The following is an 18,114-nucleotide window of genomic DNA, read 5'->3' on the forward strand; positions in this document are numbered from 1 at the left end:
ACCTGATAAAAGGTTCATGTACCGAATAGTCTAAAGGTGGTGGTGGGGGCGCAAATATCTATGCTGGAGAGCATGCAGTCAGTAGCGGTTTATTGTGGTTCAGCAACAGGAAACTCCCCGGCCTATACGCAGGCGGCACAGGAATTGGGCGCGGAGCTGGCCCGACGCGGCCTGACCCTGGTCTACGGCGGCGGCAATATCGGCCTGATGCGCGAGGTAGCAGAGGCCTGCCTGGCCGCCGGCGGTACCGTCACCGGCGTGATGCCGCAGTCCCTGGTGGATCTGGAGATTTCCCACCCCGGCCTGACCACCCTCGAGGTGGTCGGCTCCATGGCCGAGCGCAAGACCCGCATGGAGCAGCTTGCCGACGCCTATATTTGCCTCCCCGGTGGCGTCGGCACCCTCGAAGAGCTCACCGAGGTGCTCACCCTGCAACAGCTGGGTACCATCCGCGGCCCGGTAGGCCTTGTTAATACGGAGGACTTTTGGCGCCCGTTCCATGCCATGTACGCCGCCATGGCTGAGTCCGGCTTCATCTTGCCGCGCTTTGTCGACGCCTTGGTGATGGAGGAGAAACCGCAGGACATCCTAGATAAATTCAGCGGCTGGAGCTACCCCGGAACAAAGTGGGACAACGATTAGTTAACAAGTTCGCAACTTCAGCCCGCCCGGGTGGCCTATAGGCGATACTTAGGGATAGACTTCCTCGTTATGAGTTCTGAGCAGACCGCTAAGCGCCAGCCCTCTCTACTGGACGCTTCGTGCGATAACTTCGTTCACGACCTAGCCGAGCTTTCCCCCACCGATGCCACCGCGTGGGGCATTGACGGCTACGAGGGCGAATTGCAGGATTTCTCCCCCGAGTACTTCACCGCCATCGCAGACCGCACCCGCGAAATGGTGGCAGACTTGGATGCCTTGGATGACACCACCGATGAGTCCGATGATGAGGATGACTTTGATGACGTGGACTATGTCACCGCGGCCGTCCTGCGCGATCGCCTCTGCCTTGAACTAGATCTGCACCACCACAGCGAGGACGTGCGCTGCCTGAATAACATCGCCTCCCCGGTGCAGACCATCCGCGATACCCTGCTGCTCATGCCGCAGGACACGGATGAGGACCGCGATGCCATTCGCTCCCGCCTATCCCAGGTGAAGACCTCCCTGGCCGGATACCGCAGCTCCTTGGAGGAAGCAGCCTCCCACGGCATGGTGGCACCGCACCGCCAGATCTCTGAGGTTATTGTGCAGTGCGAGCGGCTTGCCGACGCCGACTCGATGCTCGAGTCCCTCGGCCTCGACGCCGACTCCGCCGAGGTGCAGCAGGCTAAGGAGGCCTTTGGCGAGTTCTCCGATTGGCTCTCCAATGATCTGCAGCCCCAGGCACCCACCAAGGACGCCGTGGGTCGCGAGCGCTACGAGCGCTTTTCCAAGCTCTTTGTGGGCGATGCCGTCAACCTCGACGAGGCCTATGAGTGGGGCCTGGACCAGGTGCGCAGCCTGCGCTCGGAGCAGGAAAAGATCGCCCACGAGCTCTACGGCTCTGAGTGTTCGGTGCGCTCGGCGATGCGTAAGCTCAACCACGAGGACCGCTATACCCTGCGCGGCACCGATGCGCTGGTGGAGTGGATGCAGTCCACCGCCGATGGCGTCATTGCCGAGCTCAACGGCAAGGAATTCGATATTCCGGAGGAAGTGGAAGAGATCGAGTGCTGCATCGATCCGGCCGGCACCGGCGGCATTTTCTACACCCCGCCGAGCGATGACTTCTCCCGCCCGGGCCGCATGTGGTGGTCCGTGCCGGACGGCCAGGACACCTTCCACACCTGGCAGGAGCTGACCACCGTCCACCACGAGGGCGTGCCGGGCCACCACCTGCAGCTCGGCTCCGCACTGGTGCAAGAAGACCTCAACCTGTGGCGCCGCGCGGTGACGTGGAACTCCGGTCACGGCGAGGGCTGGGCGCTCTACGCCGAGCAGCTCATGGCCGAGCTGGGCTACATGGATGACCCTGGCTTCCGCATGGGCATGTTGGATGCGCAGCGCCTGCGCGCCGCCCGCGTGGTCGTGGACATCGGATTGCACCTGGGCAAGCAGCTGCCGGATTGCTCTACCTCCGGCGTTTGGGACAAGGCGCACGTAAAGACCTTCATGCGCGAAAACACCGCCATGGATGATGCCAACCTCAACTTCGAGGTCAACCGCTACCTCGGTTGGCCGGGCCAGGCGCCGTCCTATGCGCTGGGTCAGCGCCTGTGGCAGGAGACCCGCGCCGCGGCCGCGAAGCAGGGGATGAGCGCGCGTGAGTTCCACTCCGAGGCCCTCGCCCTTGGCTCCGTGCCGATGTCCGTCCTGCGCGAGGCTGTCTTGGGTAACTAGTGGCGCAGCAGCCGCTGGGCCAGCCGCAGCAGCTGTGGCAAGTAGCCCGCTATGACCAGCACCGCGATGAGTCGGGTGAGCTGGACTGCGATGACCGCGGGCCCGGCACCGCCCTCGGCCGAGAGCGCGAGCACGGTCTCCAGCGCGCCGGGGCTGGTAGCCAGGTAGGCCTCAAAGTAGGTGATGTGCAGCCACTTGGTTAGCGGCCAGGCGGTGGCCGCGCAGATGCCGATGATGACCACGATGAAAAGAACCGTGGCGGGCAATTGCTTGGCAAAGGCCTTGAGCGCCGGCAGCGAAAGTCCACCGCCGCAGACCCAACCAATGGACAAAAAGGCCATCACCTTAAAGGCATAGAGCGGTTCGAGCGTGTGGCCCTCCGGCAACACGAAAGAGGCTAGAACCGTCAGCAGCAAGGGGCCGAGCACCGCGGCGGCGGGGAGATGGAGGAACTTGCCTACCTTTTCTCCTATGCAGGCAATGACAACCACTAGGGCAACTATCCACCAGGTGGTTTCGCCGTCGACCGAAAGATCCGCCCCCTCTCCGGCGGGCGTGTCCAATAAGGCGACCACGGCCGGTAGGGATACCGAGACTACTAAGAGGCGCAGGTACTGGGTGAGGGCGACGTAGCGGAAGTCGGCACCGAGTTCGTCGGCAAGCGCGGGCATCAGCGAAGCACCGCCCGGCAGCATGGATAAAATGCCGGTTTCGGAAGAGACATCCTGTGGCTGCGCGCGGTGTAAGAGCTGGCCGCCGATAACGCCTACCATCAAAGTGACAAAGGAGATCGTCAGGGCGGCAGGTAGGAAGCCCAGCAATTGGCCCACCGGCACTACGGTCAGCGGGATGGCAGCCATCATGCCGATAAAACCACGCGACATGCTATAAAAACTGCGGTTCACGCGCAGATCTTCCCCAGTAAAAAGCGCCATGGCGCCGGAGGAGAGGATCGCTGCCAAGATCCAGGCCGCGGGTACGTGCCACATGCTAAAGAGCCAGCCCAGTACGACCGATGCCGGAACGACAATGGCCCACCGTGCCACGGTATGGGCACTAAGCCTGGCGCCTTCCTGCTGTGCGGCCATGCGAGCCTCCTAGTTCTACTGCGACAAAAGTATAATGCCTGCTTTTTCTCCACTACGGGGAGGGCAGTAGGCGGGTTATCACCTTACATCATTCAAGATTTATGATCGGGGGCATGGAAATCGATGTGGTGCAGTGGATAATTCTCTTCTTTGGTACCGCGGCCGCGGGGTGGGTCGATGCGGTCATCGGTGGTGGCGGATTGATCCTGATCCCGATGCTGCTGGCGGTCCTGCCGGGCCTTGCTCCGGCCGCAGCTTTGGGCACAAGCAAGCTCGCCGCGGTGACTGGCACCGGATCCGCTGCCGTGACCCTCGCCCGCAAGGTGAAGCTGGACAAGGCGGAGATGGCGCGGTTCCTCCTCATCGCGCTGGTCTGTTCTGGGTTGGGGGCCAGCGTGGCCTCGAGCCTCGATAAAGACGTTATGCGGCCCATCATCATCGTGCTCATGGTGGCCGTGGGCATCTTCGTTGCCTTCAAGCCAGATTTTGGCAGCAGCGACTCTGCCGGTACCCGTGGCGGGTGGCGGACCATCGTGGTCCTCGTGCTCTCCGGCATCATTTCCTTTTATGATGGCATCTTCGGACCGGGTACCGGAATGTTTTTGATCATGGCCTTCACCTCTATTTTTGCGCAGAACTTTTTGACCTCTGCGGCCATGGCCAAGGTGGTCAATACCGCTACCAACTTCGGTGCGCTCATCGTGTTCATTATTGGCGGGCACGTGTGGTGGACGCTCGGCATCGTGCTCGGCGTAGCCAATATTACTGGCGCACTTCTCGGTGCTCGTACCGTGCTCGGCGGTGGGGCCAAATTCATCCGCTACGCGCTACTTACTCTCGTCGTGGTCATGAGCTGCTACTTGGGCTGGCAGCAGTGGGGATAGCTACATCCGGTTCTTGGTGCGCGCGGTAGCAACCGCGTTCCACGGGTCCTCCGGCCACGGGTGCTTGGGGTAGCGGCCGCGCATATCGGCGCGCACGCCGGCATAAGGGCCGGACCAGAAGCTGGCGAGATCATCGGTCACCGCGAGCGGGCGGCCGGCGGGGGAGAGCAGGTGGAATTGCACGCGGTGGCCGCAGTATTCGGGGGATTCGGCCAAGCCGAAGCATTCCTGCAGCTTGATATGAACCACGGGGCGATCACCGGACCAGTCGATTCGTACGTCCCGACCGGAGGGGACTGGGAGGTGCTCGGGAGCGAGATCGTCCAGATGGGTGGCTTCCGGCCAGGGCAGGAGGCGTTGCAGCGCGGGGTACATGTCTAGCTTGGCGGCGGGGGTGCCCTCCGCAATGCGGTGGAGCTCGGGGCCGAGCCATTCGGCGGGATCTGCGGAATCGACATCGGGCCAAGGAGCACCGAAGTGGGCGTGCAGGTGGCGCAGGCGGTCTTTGAGGCTCTGGGCTTTCTTGCTGAAGGTGAAAAGTCCTAATCCTTCCTTACGGATGCCGGCGGCAAGCGCCTCCTCGGCCGCGGGGCCCGTGACTTTAACCGGGGTCTCAGAAAGAGTGATGGCGCCCGCGGCCCTGACCTTGACGCCGCGCACGCGACCATCGCGCAGGAAGGCGCGGGTTTCTTCGGTGACGCCGATGGTCTCCAGTGCTGCGGTTTCCTCGATGCGGGCGGCCGAGCGGATGATGGCATTGCCCGCGTTGGACAGGGATACCTCCGCGATGGCGAGCCACGGGGCGCCGGCCAGGCCCGAGTTATCCAGCAGCCGTGCGCGAGTGCCGCTGGCCAGCAGGTAATCCTCGCCCATGCGCTTGGCCACCTGTTCGGGAAAGGCGGTGGCGACGACCTCGCCGGGATCGGCGGGGCCGAGATCCTCGACGAGGCGGGCGAGCCGCTTGATCTCTCTTTGGGGTGGGCGGTGACGGGTGAGGTCGGGGGTTAAAGGGGCGTCGGCAAGCGAGGCAATAATGGGTGCGGCCTGGCTGCCGTGCCGGAGCAAGGAGGCGCCAAGGCGTGGATCGGTGGGCAGGAGGGCGAGCTCCTGCGTGGCACCAATGCGCTCAAGGGTGGCGTGCGCGGCCGCAAGGGCCGGGGCCGGCGGGGGATCGAGCAATGGGAAGTCCGGGCCCGCGCCCCAGCAGTCCAGAATTAGCGCGGCCTGGGTGAGGTCCGCGGACAAGATCTCCGGGGTGGTGTGCGGGGAAAAGTGCTGGTAATCATCCTGCGAGTAGCAGCGAATGACGGTGCCAGGCGCCTCACGGCCGGCACGACCAGCGCGCTGATCGGCACTCGACTTCGAGGTAGACACCGTCACCAAACCGGACATGCCACGCTGCGCATCGCGCCGGGGAACGCGGGAGAGCCCGGCATCTATCACCATGCGCACGCCCGGCACGGTAAGCGACGACTCCGCGATGGAGGTAGCCACGACGATACGCCGCTCCTCGCTATACAGCGCGGCGTCTTGCTCCGCGGTGGTTTGCTTGCCGTGCAGTGGGAAAACATTATGGCCGTCCAGCGCATCGCACACGAGGTTCACCTCGCGCACGCCGGGCACAAAGACCAGCGTTGATTCCTGCTGACAGGCTGCCTGCTTGGCGACGTCCCCGTAAAACTCCCTCGTTCCCGCCGCCCTGCCCGGCATGGGCGCGTAATGGATATCGAGCGGATGAGTCACCGCCTCGGTCACGTGCACGGGCGCGTCCATAAGTTGGGAAAAGCGCTGCGCATCTACGGTGGCGGACATGGCGATGACGCGGAAGTCTTCGCGTAGTTCGGCTAGTTCTAGGCACATGCCCAGCACCAGATCCGTATCGAGCTGGCGCTCGTGGACCTCATCGATGGCAACGGCGGCTACGCCCTCGAGCTCCGGATCCTTGAGCAAGCGGCGCAGCAGTACACCCGGCGTGACGAACTCGACCTCACTGCCCTTGCGGGACTCGCCGCGGATGGCGAAGCCAACCTTGTCTGGGGTGCCGCTGAGAGTACTCAAGCGCTGCGCGGCCGCGCGCACGGCCACACGGCGCGGGGCGGTGACGATGACCTTTCCGCGCCCGGCTGCATGATTGGCCAGCGCCGGTGGGACGAGCGTGGTTTTACCCGTACCGGGCGGGGCCTGAATGACAACGTTTCCGGTGCTCGGCAGCGATTCGATGGTCTCGGCTACGGGCAAGCCCGCGCCGATTGTGGCGAGATCAAACATCTAGTTGGCGGCTCCAAAACCTTCCACGGGACCGTTGAGATCCTGGCGCTCCCAGGCGTCCTCGTTATTCTCCAGCTTGCGCACTACGCGGCCGGGAGCTCCCAGGACCAGCGAATTATCCGGAATATCGGTGGTAATAAGCGTGCCCGCGCCGACGACGCAGTTCTTTCCAATGGTAATCCCCGGCAGCACGGTGACATTGGCGCCGAACCAGGTGTTAGCCCCGATGGTGATGGGCTTGGCAATTTCCCACCCACCGGCGCGCATCTCGTGATCGTTTACCGGATGCCCCACCGTAATCAGGGAGCAATTCGGGCCCATCATGACGCCATCGCCAAGCGTCACCTTGGCCTGGGCCAAGATGGTGGCACCGAAATTAATAAAGACGCGCTCCCCGCATACCAAATTGCATCCATATTCCAGGTTCAGCGGCACGTGCAGGCCCGGCACTGCAGATTCCTCCGGCAGAATCTCGCGCAGGATGCCCTTCGCGCGCTCCGGATCCGTGTTCTGCAGCTCATTGAGCTGCTTGACTAGGCGAAAACCGCGCTGATGCTCCTTCTTCGCGTCCGGCATGCTCGGCAGGAACCACTCCCCGCCGGTCATCCGTTCCCATGAGCCGTAGCGCTCCACGTCCTGCCGCCTCTGTGCATCCATGGGTGTCATTGTAGAGGGCGAGTGGTGCTTAGTAGGAGCCTGTGAAATTCACTTAGGTTCCCGGTAAATCACAAACCACCAGGCCGCTTTTGCTGGTTCGATAAAAATCGTAGCCAACATTGGCAAAGCGGTTGCTATTTCTCAGAGTTAAGGTTGAGTGCTAGTAGAAGGCGCAAACACAACGAGTGAGCATATGGAAACAGATTCAAGAAAAATCATCGATAATATTTTGAGCGATATGGCGGAACTCGATGACTGGATCTGCATTGCTGATGCAACTGGGACGAATGGGAAAGACTCGTTTGATGCTACGTATGACGATGTCGTTACGGTCCTTAGCGCAGTCAAAAACTCTTCAGCAGTCACGCTTGGAAAGCTCGGCGCAGGATTTCATGACCTTCCGGATAGTTGGTCTCCTAGGGAAATAGCGAGCGAAGTGTTTTCCTCCTCGAATCCTACCGCTGAGATGATGGACTTCTGCATAAGGGAATTAGAGGACCCCCAGCGCTAGCTACCGTAATCTTCACACCGCAAGTATGACGTAATGGATGAGGTGAATTCTGCACGTGGGAGGAGAGCTTATTCCACCTTTCGGTCTGAATGGATTACCGCAGTTTGAACTCTACGACGTCTACCTCGTCATCGTCACCTAATCCGGGATAGTGAGCATCTAGCGCTTTTTGAAGCTCGGTGAGAGAGCCAAAACCGTCATTTCTAGCTTGCTTTTCCGACAACTCACATCGCTGGGTAGAAACAACGGCCGTGACCTGTGCAGGAATGGTGACGACCTCTCCGGATTCTTTCTCGAAGACAATTTGGGCACTTCCTTCATGGAAGGGATCGTCTACCCGGATGGTTTGTTGCTTTTCTCCGCTACGAATTGATTCCTCGTAGCCTTCCCACATGTAGATGCGCTGCTCTTGTTCCATATTTCGCCAGTTGAATGCGAATGGCAAGAGTTCTTCTACGGTAGGTGCTTCAAGTCCATTGCTTCCGCGCACGATGCACCGAATGGACGGATCAACATCAAAAAGCACCTGGCGGCATTTACCGCAGGGAGGAATAACTTGACCAGTAGGTCCGTATACGGCGGCTACTGCTTGGATTGGGTCCTCTGGATAACTAGCAGCATGGTTGGCTAAAGCCGAGACTTCCCCGCAAGGACCACCAAGGAAGTGGTGCGCGTTCAAACCGAGTACGTGTTTTCCTGATTTGGTAAGGAGTGCTGCGGCTACAGTGTGGTCTTCTCCGTCTTGAAAACGCTGTGCATGGGTGGTTGCTTTGGCCAGCAAATTTCGAAGTTCGTTAGTAATCACTCTTTAAGGGTAATAACTGCCAACGCGCTTCATCTAGGTGACGACGGAGATCAGGAACACTGGGGGTTTCCACGACCACTAGAAATCAAGCGCGCCGGGGAGACGATGAAACCCCGGGGATCCTGCACCGGGTGGGGCGCTGCGAAGGCTGGCGCGGTAGCCAGGGTTGCGGCGGTGTCCACCGCCAGGGCGACTGTGCAGGTGGTGGTGAGGCGGCGGGTAGTAGAAGCCTGAGAGGAGGATGAGTTCATGATGTTAATCAACGCACCAGGCAAAAGCCCGTTAACTCTCCGTGGTGTCCCCAGCGCCGGAGGTTGCGGGGCCCTCCTCGCCTTCCTGCTTGCGGAAGTTCTTCCACCACCAGCGGATTAGCAGCAGCACGATGATTGCCGCGGCAGCGAGGATGGCCCACATCCACCACTGCCAGGTTGTGCCCTGCCCGTCGAAGACGGACTCTTCCTGCGGGTCCATCGGCACGCGCTCGGCGGTGATGATCAGCCGGTGGGTGTTGATGCCATAGGGGGTGCAGGTGATGAGCGTGACCAAGTCCTTATTCGGCGTGCGGCGCAGCAGACTGGTCTTATCCGGGGTGACGACCTCGATGTCCCGGACCTCGTACTTCAGCTTCTCGCCCGCCGCGGCGACGTAGACTGGGTCGCCCTTCTCAATCTGGTCGAGGTTGTCCCACAGGGTGGCGTTCTGCAGTCCGGTATGAGCAGAAAGCGCGGAGAGTCGGCCCTCTGGTGGGGCGGGCGGGATAGCGCCATCCTCGCCGAGCTCGCCGGGTGCGCCAACAGGCAAGTCCGTGCCGTAAAGGTGGCCGACCCCGCGGGCCAGCACGCGGTCGGAGGTGCCATGGAAGATTGGCAGATCGGAATTTATGGAGGGCAGCACAATGCGGCCCATGGCCTCGGTCTCATTCAAGACGGAGAGGTAATTCAGGTAGCGCTGATACGCCGGGGAGCTCTCGTCGTCGGAGCTGGTCCACGCATCGCTGGGATCGATATCCCCGAGGTTGGCGTTGTATTGTTGCGCCTCCTCCCAGGCCTTATTGAGGACCTCTGGGGGCACGCCCTTTTCCAGCTGCGAGTAGGCTTCGGCGGCGCGGGACTGCTGGTAGTTATTCCACTGGGTGGAAAGCACCGGGTATAACAGTACGCCCAGGCCGGCGAGAATGAGGACGACGGCAATGATCGCGTTGGTGTTCAGTTTCTTGTCTTGGCGGGGCGGGGTCGCGTCCGTCGTGTTCGGCGTTGGGGGTTGGTCTGTCATAGGCCTTAACTTCTACTGAGGGGTTGGGGCTCGCTCCGGTGGAACGTGGAGAGTTGGAGTCTATTCTTCGCTGCGAGGTTACAAAAAGCGTAATTTTTGCTGTGAGATGTTTATCACTTTTTACCCTAATGTGGGGGAGTATATTACTGGTGCGCTTAGAGCGAAAAACTGTTCAACAGTCTAGGTCAGGAGCGATTTTGAGTCGCGCCAGCCAGATTTGTGTTGGGAGGATCAATAAGGTATGCCTTAATTATTTTAGCTGTTGAGGGGTGTCGAAGTGATAAGTTAATGATGTGCGATTCACTAGGTGGGAATTGCGGGGCTGAAACCCGAGAATTGGTGATATCACAACAAAAGTGATCTGTCAGCAATGGGGTTTGGGGCGCGTGTGACCACCAGCGAATTTTAAGGTGTCGTGGTTGAAACGGCGGCAAGCTTAAAAGTAGCTAACCGGAGTGGGTCGCTGAACGTCGAGGGGTGCTACGCGCTCCAGTCACTACTGATGTAAAGGAATTCACTCCAGTGAAGAAGAACACTCTGACCATTCGTTCGGTCACTTTCGCCGCCGTCGCTGGCCTCTCCTTGGGTATCGCTGCCCCGGCTGCAATCGCTCAGGACACTGCCATCAACCAGGCTGCCGGCGACTCCCCGTTGGTGAATAAGAACGCCAAGGGTGCACTGACCATCCACAAGTTCGGCAACCCGATCAATGAAGGTACCCCGTCGGGTACTCTTGAAGACGCGAAAGACGTCGAGCGCAACGGTGGCGAGGCTCTGGACGGTGTCGGCTTCACCGTGTACAAGATCAACAAGACTGCGGATGGCGCTACCGACATCGATGTCACCACGAATGAGGGGCTCGTCGCTGCCTCCAAGCTCAAGGCTGCAGACTTCTCCCAGGGGGCGCAGCTCAAGGATGGCCTGTCGGCTGGGGTCCTCACCAAGGTCGCTTCTGGCACGACCGGTCAAAACGGCACCTGGGAGGTAGGTAAGGATCTGGAGCTCGGTGCCTACCTCGTCGTGGAGACCACCCCGAAGGAGGGCTACGACCCGGCTGTCCCGTTCATTGCATTCGTCCCGATGACCGCGGATAACGGTGCGGATAACCAGGGCACTAGCTGGAACTACGACGTCCACGCGTTCCCGAAGAACTACAAGGACGAAGAACCGACCAAGACCGTCAAGGACAAGGACCAGAACGCCGGCGACGAGAACCTCATCTACACCGTCACTGGTACTGCTCGCCAGCTGAAGTCGAACACGGAGCGCACCCAGTTCCGTATCACTGACCAGATTGACCCGAAGCTGGAGATCACTGGCGTTAACGTGACGGCCGCGGGCAAGGAGATCCAGCCCGAGCAGGATGTAGACGGAAAGTTCTACGAGGGTAACAACGTCGACGTCGCCCTGAAGCCTGAAGTAGCTAAGACGCTGGAGGCGGGCGACAAGGTCGAGGTAACGATCACCACCAAGCTGAAGGCTGAGTTCGCGAAGGACACCGACATCGCGCCGAATAAGGCTCGGGTGTTCCAGAACAACCCGGACGGCTCGGAGTCTGACAAGCCTAAGGAGACCCCGGAGGTCAAGACCTACTGGGGTGGCCTGCAGTTCAAGAAGGTCGATGGCGACCGCAAGGCTCTGGAAGGCGCCGAGTTCCAGATTGCTCGCCAGGCAGCTGGCAAGCAGTGCTCCGAGATCGACACCACCAAGAAGGGTTCCTGGACCCCGGTCAACGGTCAGCAGGGTGGAAAGGTTAAGACCACCTTCGTCTCTGGCCAGGACGGCATGGTGAAGATCACCGGTCTCCACGTCAACGATTTCGAAGACAATGCCGAGGTTGCCGCTGGTGACCAGTCCCACTACTGCCTGATTGAGACCAAGGCTCCGAAGGGCAAGGAGCTGCTGCCGGAGGCACTCGAGTTCAAGCTGGTTGCTACCTCGACTGACCCGGAGCGCGTCTACGAGCTGGCTTCCGTCCAGGTCGGCGCAAACAAGGGCGAGGTCGTTAACTCCGACGACACCACCCCGAACCTGCCGATGACCGGTGGCATGGGTATTGGCATCCTGGCCGCAATTGGTGCCGCCATCGTGGCAGCCGGTGCATGGTTCGCACGCCGCGGCGCTAAGAACTAATAGCCCGCTGAACCGGTAAAACCTTCGCCCAACGGACAACCCCGGGGGCGAAGGTTTCACCCAGGCGAACCCAAGCAGAACCAGCCCCAGGAGCACCCCGTGGATCACACCCTCAGCACAGACGTGGAACCAAAGAAGGAACCACGCCGTGCCAACAGCACCAAGACCAGCCCCGTGCTGGCCGCGGTGCTCGTGATCCTCGGGGTGCTCGTGATGCTGTACCCGGTGACGTCCACCCTGTGGAACAACTACGTCGCCACGAAGGTCGCGCAAGACTACGCGGAACTCGAAAAAAGTACTCCAGAAGAAGTCAAAAACACGCAGTGGGATAACGCCCACAAATACAACGAGAACCGAACCACCGGCCCCATCCTCGACCCCTGGCTCGCCCGCTTCGACGAGAACAACCCGGACTACCAGGAATACCTGGACCAACTCGACGCGAACGACGCGATGGCGCGCCTCATCTTCCCAAAGATCAAGGCCGACCTGCCGATCTTCCACGGAACAGATAGCGACACTTTGCAACGAGGCTTGGGCCACCTGTTCGGCTCCGACCTGCCGGTCGGCGGCAAGGGCACGCACTCGGTGATCACTGGCCACACGGGCCTGGCGAACTCCACCATGTTCGATCACCTCAACAAGGCGGAGAAGGGTGATGCCTTCTACGTCCAGGTCTCCGGCGAGAAGCTGAAGTACGTGGTCGACCAGATCAAGGTCGTGCTGCCCACCGAAACCGAGGACCTCCGCCCCGAGCAGGGCAAGGATTACATCACCCTGATCACCTGCACCCCCTATGGGATCAACACGCACCGCCTGCTGGTGCGCGGCCACCAGGTTCCGCTGGACGAATCGGATCACGAGATCTTCGACAAGAACCACGGTGCTGGGTGGCAGTGGTGGATGTACGCCCTCGTCGCGGCAGCAGCGCTGGTGCTGACCCTGCTGCTGCGGTGGCTGCTGAAGCAAAAGCGGGATCGCGAATCCCAGGAAACGACAGAAACGATGAATGACGAAGGGGCTGGCGCAGATGACTAGCCAAGCACGCGCGGCGCGGACCAGCCGCAGCCTCGTGGCGGCCATCGCCCTCAGCGCTGGCCTGCTCGGCGGCGCACACGGTGCCGTCGGTATCGCCGACGCAGCCAAGGTTGCCGGGCTCAGTGATCAACCCGGGGTGTCCCGCGACTACGGGACCGACACGCTGAGCATCACGCTCTCCCCGGGCAATGGGGACCCGGTCAACCCTGCCACGGGCAAGGTCGCGGGCGTGACCATCAAACTGGAGCGGCTGCAGGGCATCGACCCTGAGAACGCCGCGGATAAGGCGAAGGTCCGCAACACCAGCGCAGACAAGATCGCTGACTGGCCGACCGACCGCACGATCACAGCCGTGACCAACGATGCCGGCCAGGTCCGATTCCAAGGGCTCGAGAAGGGCATCTACCTGGTCACCTCCCAGGCACCGGCTGGTGCCGCGGCGGGAGAGTACCGGGAGATCAGCCCCTTCCTCGTGGCGGTTCCATTCCACACCGTTGCCGATAACCCCCGACCAGTGGAAGGCGTGATCGTGGCGAAGACGAACACCACGGTTCCGCCGACCACCCCACCGACCGAACCTCCGGAGACGCCGCCGTCGACCCCACCGGGGACGCCACCGACAGCACCATCTACCACCCCACCCCCAGGGGACACCCCACCGGGCGAGACCCCGCCACCAGGCGAAACCCCCGTGCCGGGCGATGAGAAAGAACGTGAACAGGGCGACCTGGCGATGACTGGTGTACAGATCATCGGGCTCGTCCTCGCCGCGGTGGCGCTGATGGGCGCCGGGCTGTTGATGCTGTTGATCACGAAGAAGCGAAAGCAAGAAGGGTAGCGACGATGAAAACAAAGTTCATGGGAGTAGCGGCCGCGCTGACCGTTGCGCTTGCGTTGGTTTTTGGCGTCGCTGTCCTAGGCGCGCTGCCCAGCCTTCCCGCGCCGACCGCGCAGGCACAGCAGGCGACGACCATTCCGGTGAGCCCGGCGAAACGGGACTTTAACAACACCACCACTGTCAACAGCTATACCTTCACGGTCGACGCCGATGCCACGATGAATAGCTTCGACTTCACCGTTACCGGCAACTACTTTCTTATTGGCTACGATCTTAAGGTCAACGGTGCAAGCGTAAAAAGCGAGACTCTAGCTGCGTCGCAAAAACTTCCGTATTCAAAATCAATCACCGGGCTGAATCGCGTTCTAAAAAAAGGCGACACCATTGATCTGCAGTTGCAGTTCAACAACCCTAGGGTGCAAGGCTCGGTGACGATTACCCCGAAAGGCACTTTGGGCGGTGGCACCACGCAGCCAGAGCCTGACCCTGACCCGGAGCCGGGTACGTCCGTGACTCCCGCAGCGCCAACTGCAGTTGATCCAGCCACCGCTCCCTCGTGTGTAGAGAAGGGCTACATCAACATTCCAGACACGAAGGGTGTTGACTACTTCATTGGTGGCGAGCGAAAGCCCGCTGGGCAGCACTTCTACGAGGGCCAAAAGGCCACCGTTAAGGTTACGGCGAAGCCGCAGAACGGATACCAGTTCGCTGCCGGTGCGAAGACCGAGTGGTCCTTCGACTTCAGCGGGGAGGTGAAAGACTGCTCAGATTCTTCTGAAGACCCCAAGCCACCGGCGGTCGAAGGGCGTCACTTTGATGCCATCGGCCACGAGTTTGCAGTTAAAGCTGACCCAGTAGATCCGACCAAGCCCAATGCCTTTACGGCTAAGGTGACTGCGGAATCTCACATGAAGTACGCAACCGTGCGTATCGAGACTGACGCGACTTTCTTGGATCCGCAGAAGTACAACCTCACCCTGGATCAGATTGAGCCAGGTGTGACCTTGCAGAAACGCAACGTCAATATTGGCAACGGCTTCATCACCATGGACGTTGTTCCGGTAAAGGATGGTAAACCGGTTGACTCTGCCGTTGTACCGAAGGATGCGGTATTCACCTTCACTAATAATCTCTCGGAGAACAAGAATTTGAAGGTCGGTCTTGATGTGTATGGCGCGAATGAGAGCACACCAAAACCACCAGAGATTATCTCTCAGCCGTATGGAGCTCAGTGGGTTAACGGACGTGTCCCTAACCCGCCGATGCCACAGCGTTGTGGTCTGCGCATTGCTTTGGTGGCCGACCTATCGACATCGCTCCGCTACGCAGATACTAATGGCTTCGAGGCATCCAAAAAGGCTGCGAATGCATTTATTGATTCCCTGCAGGGCACCCCAGCTGAACTCGGAATCTATAATTTCGCAAGTGGCGGTCCGGCTAATCAGGCTGGAACGACACACGGTCAGAACCCACCCTATATTTCAATGCTGTCGGAGCAGGGCGTCCAGCGAGCAAAGGACGTAGTTAAGAACTGGAGTTATAACGCAAATAACAGTGCTACGAACTGGGAAGCGGGCCTGAAGCAGGTCAAGGATCACGACTACGACGTGGTGTACTTCATCACGGATGGTATGCCCACGACCTCCTCGACAATCAAGAGCAAGGGCCTCGGTGGTGAATTCGTTCAGGCTAGTGCTCTCAACGACGCGATTAAGGCAGCCAACGAACTCAAAGCTGCCGGTACCCGTGTTGTGCCAATCATGGTTGATCTGACGCTTGGCGGAAATACGGGTAAAGATTGGGTTGTTGAGCAAGACTATGTTCTCAAGGACATCAAACGCATCGGTCTGAATGCCGAAGTGCCGCAACAACCTGGTGTCTACTACAAAATCAACTCCGGGATTCAAGCCGCGCGAGAAGCAAACTACAACGACAAGGAACGTAAAGGAACTAACGAAAGCGGCGAGCTCATTATGGCGAACCTAGAGAGAGCTGCGAAGCTGGCGCCGAATCGGGCACTGCAGGTGTTTGAGCGGTTGCCTAATGGGAGGTCAGTGACAGTCACTTCGGACATGTCGAGGTGGACTTACGGTGCACGTGGTGTCAAGACCATGGGCGAGGATATCTCGGGCACGGGTCACACGGTGAAGGTGTCTAACTACAGCAACCTTACCGAACAGATGAAGAAAATCGCCCAAGACGTAACCGCACGATGCAATGGTGCGGTGACCGTCAAGAAGCGGATCGTTGACGAAAACGGCAAGGTTCTTGAAGACGGTGTCCCAGGCTGGGAGTTCACCCTGTCTGCCGGTGGCCAGGACATCATCGACCCAGGTAATGGCGAGCTCGTTCGGAGGTCGCTGAAGGCAACGTCCTCGGCCGACAGGGACCTTGGCACTGCCTCCTGGAACATCATGAGCGAACAAGAGCAGCAACTGACTCTGGTAGAGACACAGCAACCGGGTTTCAACCTCTATAAGAGGAATGACAAGAATGCCGTGTGTACCGAAACCCGTGACGGGGTAACGAAACCGGTTGAGGTCACAAATGACGGTGAGTTCGGTTTCAAGGTCAGGATGAGCGAGAAAGATAAGAAGCTGTCTTCGGTTTCCTGCGTAGTTGATAACTACAAGCAGCCGGAAACTCCGCCGGGCAAGCTGACTTTCAAGAAGGCTCACTACGACGGCGATAAGATCGTGGAGATGTCTGGGCTGGGTGGCGCGACCTTCAAGATCTACCCGTCCAAGGGAGGCCAGCCGGACTACAGCGCTGGAGAGCTCTACACCATCAAGCCCGGGCAGGAGTCTATCGAAGTGAAGACGACTGGTACGTTCTTCCTCGTTGAAACGAAGGCTCCTAAGGGGCTCAACCTGCTGGCCCAGCCGGTCGAGTTTCAGATTTCAGTGGATGAGCAGACTAAGCAATATAAGATTTCTGCGGTCAGCACTAGCAGCGGACAAATCCAAGTGAGTGGCCAAGGCGATAAGATGATCCTGCAGGTGTCGGACACCACTGCCGGTAAGCTCCCGAAGACCGGCGGGTACGGCGTGGCCCTCGTGGGGCTCATTGGTGCCGTGCTCGCAGGCGCGGGCCTCCTGCTCGGCCGCCGTAAGACCGCCTAAGCGGTAAAACCAGGCAGGGGAGTGGCGCGTGCATCGCGCCACCTGACCTAGGTAGTAGGCACATAAAGGAGGGGCGGGCTCAGCACACAACGCTGAGCCCGCCCCTTTTTCCTTGGGCTGCGTGCCACGGGCATGATCTCGATGCCAAGAACCGCTACCCCCGGTGGGCACTAATCGCTGCGTCACGCCAGTAGCAGAGGCAAGCGTTCAGAGGAGATGGACACCGGTTGAGGGCAAGCAAAAATGAGGTTACCCTCGTTTAGTGGACACCCTATTAGTACGGATCTTGTGCCTGTAGGAGCGGGTGTTCATTGTGAGTTCGTCAGGGAAGAAGTACACCCCGGAGTACCGGCAGGAGGCTGCCAGACTGGTCATTGAGTCCGGGCGCCCAATCGCTTATGCGGCTAAGGAAATTAACGTATCAGCCACAATTTTAGGCAGGTGGGTCACACTCGAGCGGGAACGCCAAGGCTCGGTAGATGGCCGCAGTGATGCCGATATACGAGCCGAAAACGCTCGCCTGCGTCGTGAGTTAGCTGAGGCCAAGATGGGTAATGAGTTCTTGTCAAAAGCCACCGCCTTCGTCGCTTTGAGGCAACGCGATCGGAAAAATTTGAGCTACTACACCAGGAGAAGGCGAACTACAGCATAAAACGGATGAGCAGGTTATTAGAGGTTTCCCATTCTGGCTACTATAAATGGCAAAAGGCTCAAGCAGTACGGCTTCGTGGTGAAAATCAGCGTCAGAGATTCCTCGACCAGTTAGACAGGAAAATTCTTGATATCTGGGAAGATTCTGACGAAGTCTACGGTGCCCCACGGATTAGTGCAGAACTCTCTGAGGATGGGGTCTATGTCAATCGCTAAACCGTGGCCAAACGCATGCGGATGATGGGTATTGAGGGTATCTCACACAGGGCGTTTGTTCCCGTAACGACAATTCAATCCAAGCAGAAGTTCACGCTTGTAGACCTGGTAAAACGCCTATTTGATCAAGGGCAGCTTAATCGAGTGTGGATGTCGGATTTTACCCATCTGCGCACGAATGAGGGCTGGCTGTACCAATGCGTTATCCGCGATGGACACTCCCGCCGAGTCCTAGGCTGGTCCATGGAT

At 59.7% G+C, this 18,114-nt stretch carries 15 protein-coding genes; 9 read left to right on the forward strand and 6 right to left on the reverse strand.

All coding sequences use genetic code 11. From position 1 onward, the window contains the following. The first annotated feature begins 72 nt into the window (after window positions 1-72). Window positions 73-642 carry a TIGR00730 family Rossman fold protein gene (locus QKD99_RS07845; RefSeq protein WP_269954363.1) on the forward strand — a complete coding sequence of 190 codons (570 nt, stop codon included), beginning with the start codon at window positions 73-75 and terminating at the stop codon, window positions 640-642. A 69-nt stretch (window positions 643-711) separates the two neighbouring features. After that, entirely contained in the window at window positions 712-2,382 is a 1,671-nt protein-coding gene (locus QKD99_RS07850; protein ID WP_347951163.1) for a DUF885 domain-containing protein, read from the forward strand. Here QKD99_RS07850 and QKD99_RS07855 read toward each other — a convergent pair. Further along, complete coding sequence (locus tag QKD99_RS07855) at window positions 2,379-3,470, reverse strand: AbrB family transcriptional regulator (protein ID WP_347951164.1); 1,092 nt, start codon at window positions 3,468-3,470, stop codon at window positions 2,379-2,381. The genes QKD99_RS07850 and QKD99_RS07855 overlap by 4 nt on opposite strands. Window positions 3,471-3,583: 113 nt before the next feature. Here QKD99_RS07855 and QKD99_RS07860 point away from each other — a divergent pair, with 113 nt between their 5' ends. Next, the gene (locus QKD99_RS07860) at window positions 3,584-4,354 is read left to right on the forward strand and encodes a TSUP family transporter (RefSeq protein WP_347951165.1); all 771 of its coding nucleotides are present in this window, start codon (window positions 3,584-3,586) and stop codon (window positions 4,352-4,354) included. On the opposite strand, the gene QKD99_RS07865 is transcribed toward QKD99_RS07860, so the two are convergent. Both QKD99_RS07865 and QKD99_RS07870 read right to left on the reverse strand, forming a co-directional pair. After that, window positions 4,355-6,622: an ATP-dependent RNA helicase gene (locus QKD99_RS07865; RefSeq protein WP_347951166.1), complete on the reverse strand. Its 2,268-nt coding sequence runs from the start codon at window positions 6,620-6,622 to the stop codon at window positions 4,355-4,357. After that, complete coding sequence (locus QKD99_RS07870; protein ID WP_347951167.1) at window positions 6,623-7,288, reverse strand: sugar O-acetyltransferase; 666 nt, start codon at window positions 7,286-7,288, stop codon at window positions 6,623-6,625. Window positions 7,289-7,472: 184 nt separating this feature from the next. Here QKD99_RS07870 and QKD99_RS07875 point away from each other — a divergent pair, with 184 nt between their 5' ends. Next, window positions 7,473-7,790, forward strand: coding sequence for a hypothetical protein (locus QKD99_RS07875; RefSeq protein WP_347951168.1), 318 nt, complete (start codon window positions 7,473-7,475; stop codon window positions 7,788-7,790). A gap of 94 nt (window positions 7,791-7,884) precedes the next feature. On the opposite strand, the gene QKD99_RS07880 is transcribed toward QKD99_RS07875, so the two are convergent. The 3 genes from QKD99_RS07880 to srtB are packed head-to-tail and all read right to left on the reverse strand — an operon-like array spanning window position 7,885 to window position 9,867. Then, window positions 7,885-8,595: an ASCH domain-containing protein gene (locus QKD99_RS07880; RefSeq protein ID WP_347951169.1), complete on the reverse strand. Its 711-nt coding sequence runs from the start codon at window positions 8,593-8,595 to the stop codon at window positions 7,885-7,887. Between the two features lie 50 nt (window positions 8,596-8,645). Next, entirely contained in the window at window positions 8,646-8,846 is a 201-nt protein-coding gene (locus QKD99_RS07885; protein WP_297845983.1) for a hypothetical protein, read from the reverse strand. A 31-nt stretch (window positions 8,847-8,877) separates the two neighbouring features. After that, complete coding sequence (srtB, locus tag QKD99_RS07890; RefSeq protein WP_284815043.1) at window positions 8,878-9,867, reverse strand: class B sortase SrtB; 990 nt, start codon at window positions 9,865-9,867, stop codon at window positions 8,878-8,880. Window positions 9,868-10,389: 522 nt separating this feature from the next. Between srtB and QKD99_RS07895 the strand changes: the two genes are divergently transcribed. From QKD99_RS07895 to QKD99_RS07915, 5 genes are all read left to right on the forward strand, one after another. Further along, complete coding sequence (locus QKD99_RS07895; RefSeq protein ID WP_347951170.1) at window positions 10,390-12,000, forward strand: SpaH/EbpB family LPXTG-anchored major pilin; 1,611 nt, start codon at window positions 10,390-10,392, stop codon at window positions 11,998-12,000. A gap of 99 nt (window positions 12,001-12,099) precedes the next feature. After that, window positions 12,100-13,038 (forward strand): class C sortase, encoded by a 939-nt coding sequence (locus QKD99_RS07900; protein WP_204610552.1) that lies wholly within the window; start codon window positions 12,100-12,102, stop codon window positions 13,036-13,038. Continuing rightward, a complete protein-coding gene (locus QKD99_RS07905) occupies window positions 13,031-13,876 on the forward strand; it encodes an adhesin (RefSeq protein ID WP_239230898.1) in 846 nt (281 codons plus the stop codon). Before QKD99_RS07900 ends, QKD99_RS07905 begins: the two co-directional genes overlap by 8 nt. Window positions 13,877-13,881: 5 nt before the next feature. Further along, entirely contained in the window at window positions 13,882-16,998 is a 3,117-nt protein-coding gene (locus tag QKD99_RS07910) for a SpaA isopeptide-forming pilin-related protein (protein WP_347951171.1), read from the forward strand. Between the two features lie 313 nt (window positions 16,999-17,311). Then, the gene (locus QKD99_RS07915; RefSeq protein WP_297845975.1) at window positions 17,312-17,650 is read left to right on the forward strand and encodes a transposase; all 339 of its coding nucleotides are present in this window, start codon (window positions 17,312-17,314) and stop codon (window positions 17,648-17,650) included. The last annotated feature ends 464 nt before the right edge of the window (window positions 17,651-18,114 follow it).

Source organism: Corynebacterium sp. c3Ub_189 (genome assembly GCF_039907195.1).
Lineage (GTDB): Bacteria > Actinomycetota > Actinomycetes > Mycobacteriales > Mycobacteriaceae > Corynebacterium.

Bases quoted from the DNA above. Each gene is read 5' to 3' on its own strand.
- QKD99_RS07845 (WP_269954363.1), top strand. From the start codon at position 73: ATGCAGTCAGTAGCGGTTTATTGTGGTTCAGCAACAGGAAACTCCCCG.
- QKD99_RS07850 (WP_347951163.1), top strand. From the start codon at position 712: ATGAGTTCTGAGCAGACCGCTAAGCGCCAGCCCTCTCTACTGGACGCT.
- QKD99_RS07855 (WP_347951164.1), bottom strand. From the start codon at position 3,470: ATGGCCGCACAGCAGGAAGGCGCCAGGCTTAGTGCCCATACCGTGGCA.
- QKD99_RS07860 (WP_347951165.1), top strand. From the start codon at position 3,584: ATGGAAATCGATGTGGTGCAGTGGATAATTCTCTTCTTTGGTACCGCG.
- QKD99_RS07865 (WP_347951166.1), bottom strand. From the start codon at position 6,622: ATGTTTGATCTCGCCACAATCGGCGCGGGCTTGCCCGTAGCCGAGACC.
- QKD99_RS07870 (WP_347951167.1), bottom strand. From the start codon at position 7,288: ATGACACCCATGGATGCACAGAGGCGGCAGGACGTGGAGCGCTACGGC.
- QKD99_RS07875 (WP_347951168.1), top strand. From the start codon at position 7,473: ATGGAAACAGATTCAAGAAAAATCATCGATAATATTTTGAGCGATATG.
- QKD99_RS07885 (WP_297845983.1), bottom strand. From the start codon at position 8,846: ATGAACTCATCCTCCTCTCAGGCTTCTACTACCCGCCGCCTCACCACC.
- srtB (WP_284815043.1), bottom strand. From the start codon at position 9,867: ATGACAGACCAACCCCCAACGCCGAACACGACGGACGCGACCCCGCCC.
- QKD99_RS07905 (WP_239230898.1), top strand. From the start codon at position 13,031: ATGACTAGCCAAGCACGCGCGGCGCGGACCAGCCGCAGCCTCGTGGCG.
- QKD99_RS07910 (WP_347951171.1), top strand. From the start codon at position 13,882: ATGAAAACAAAGTTCATGGGAGTAGCGGCCGCGCTGACCGTTGCGCTT.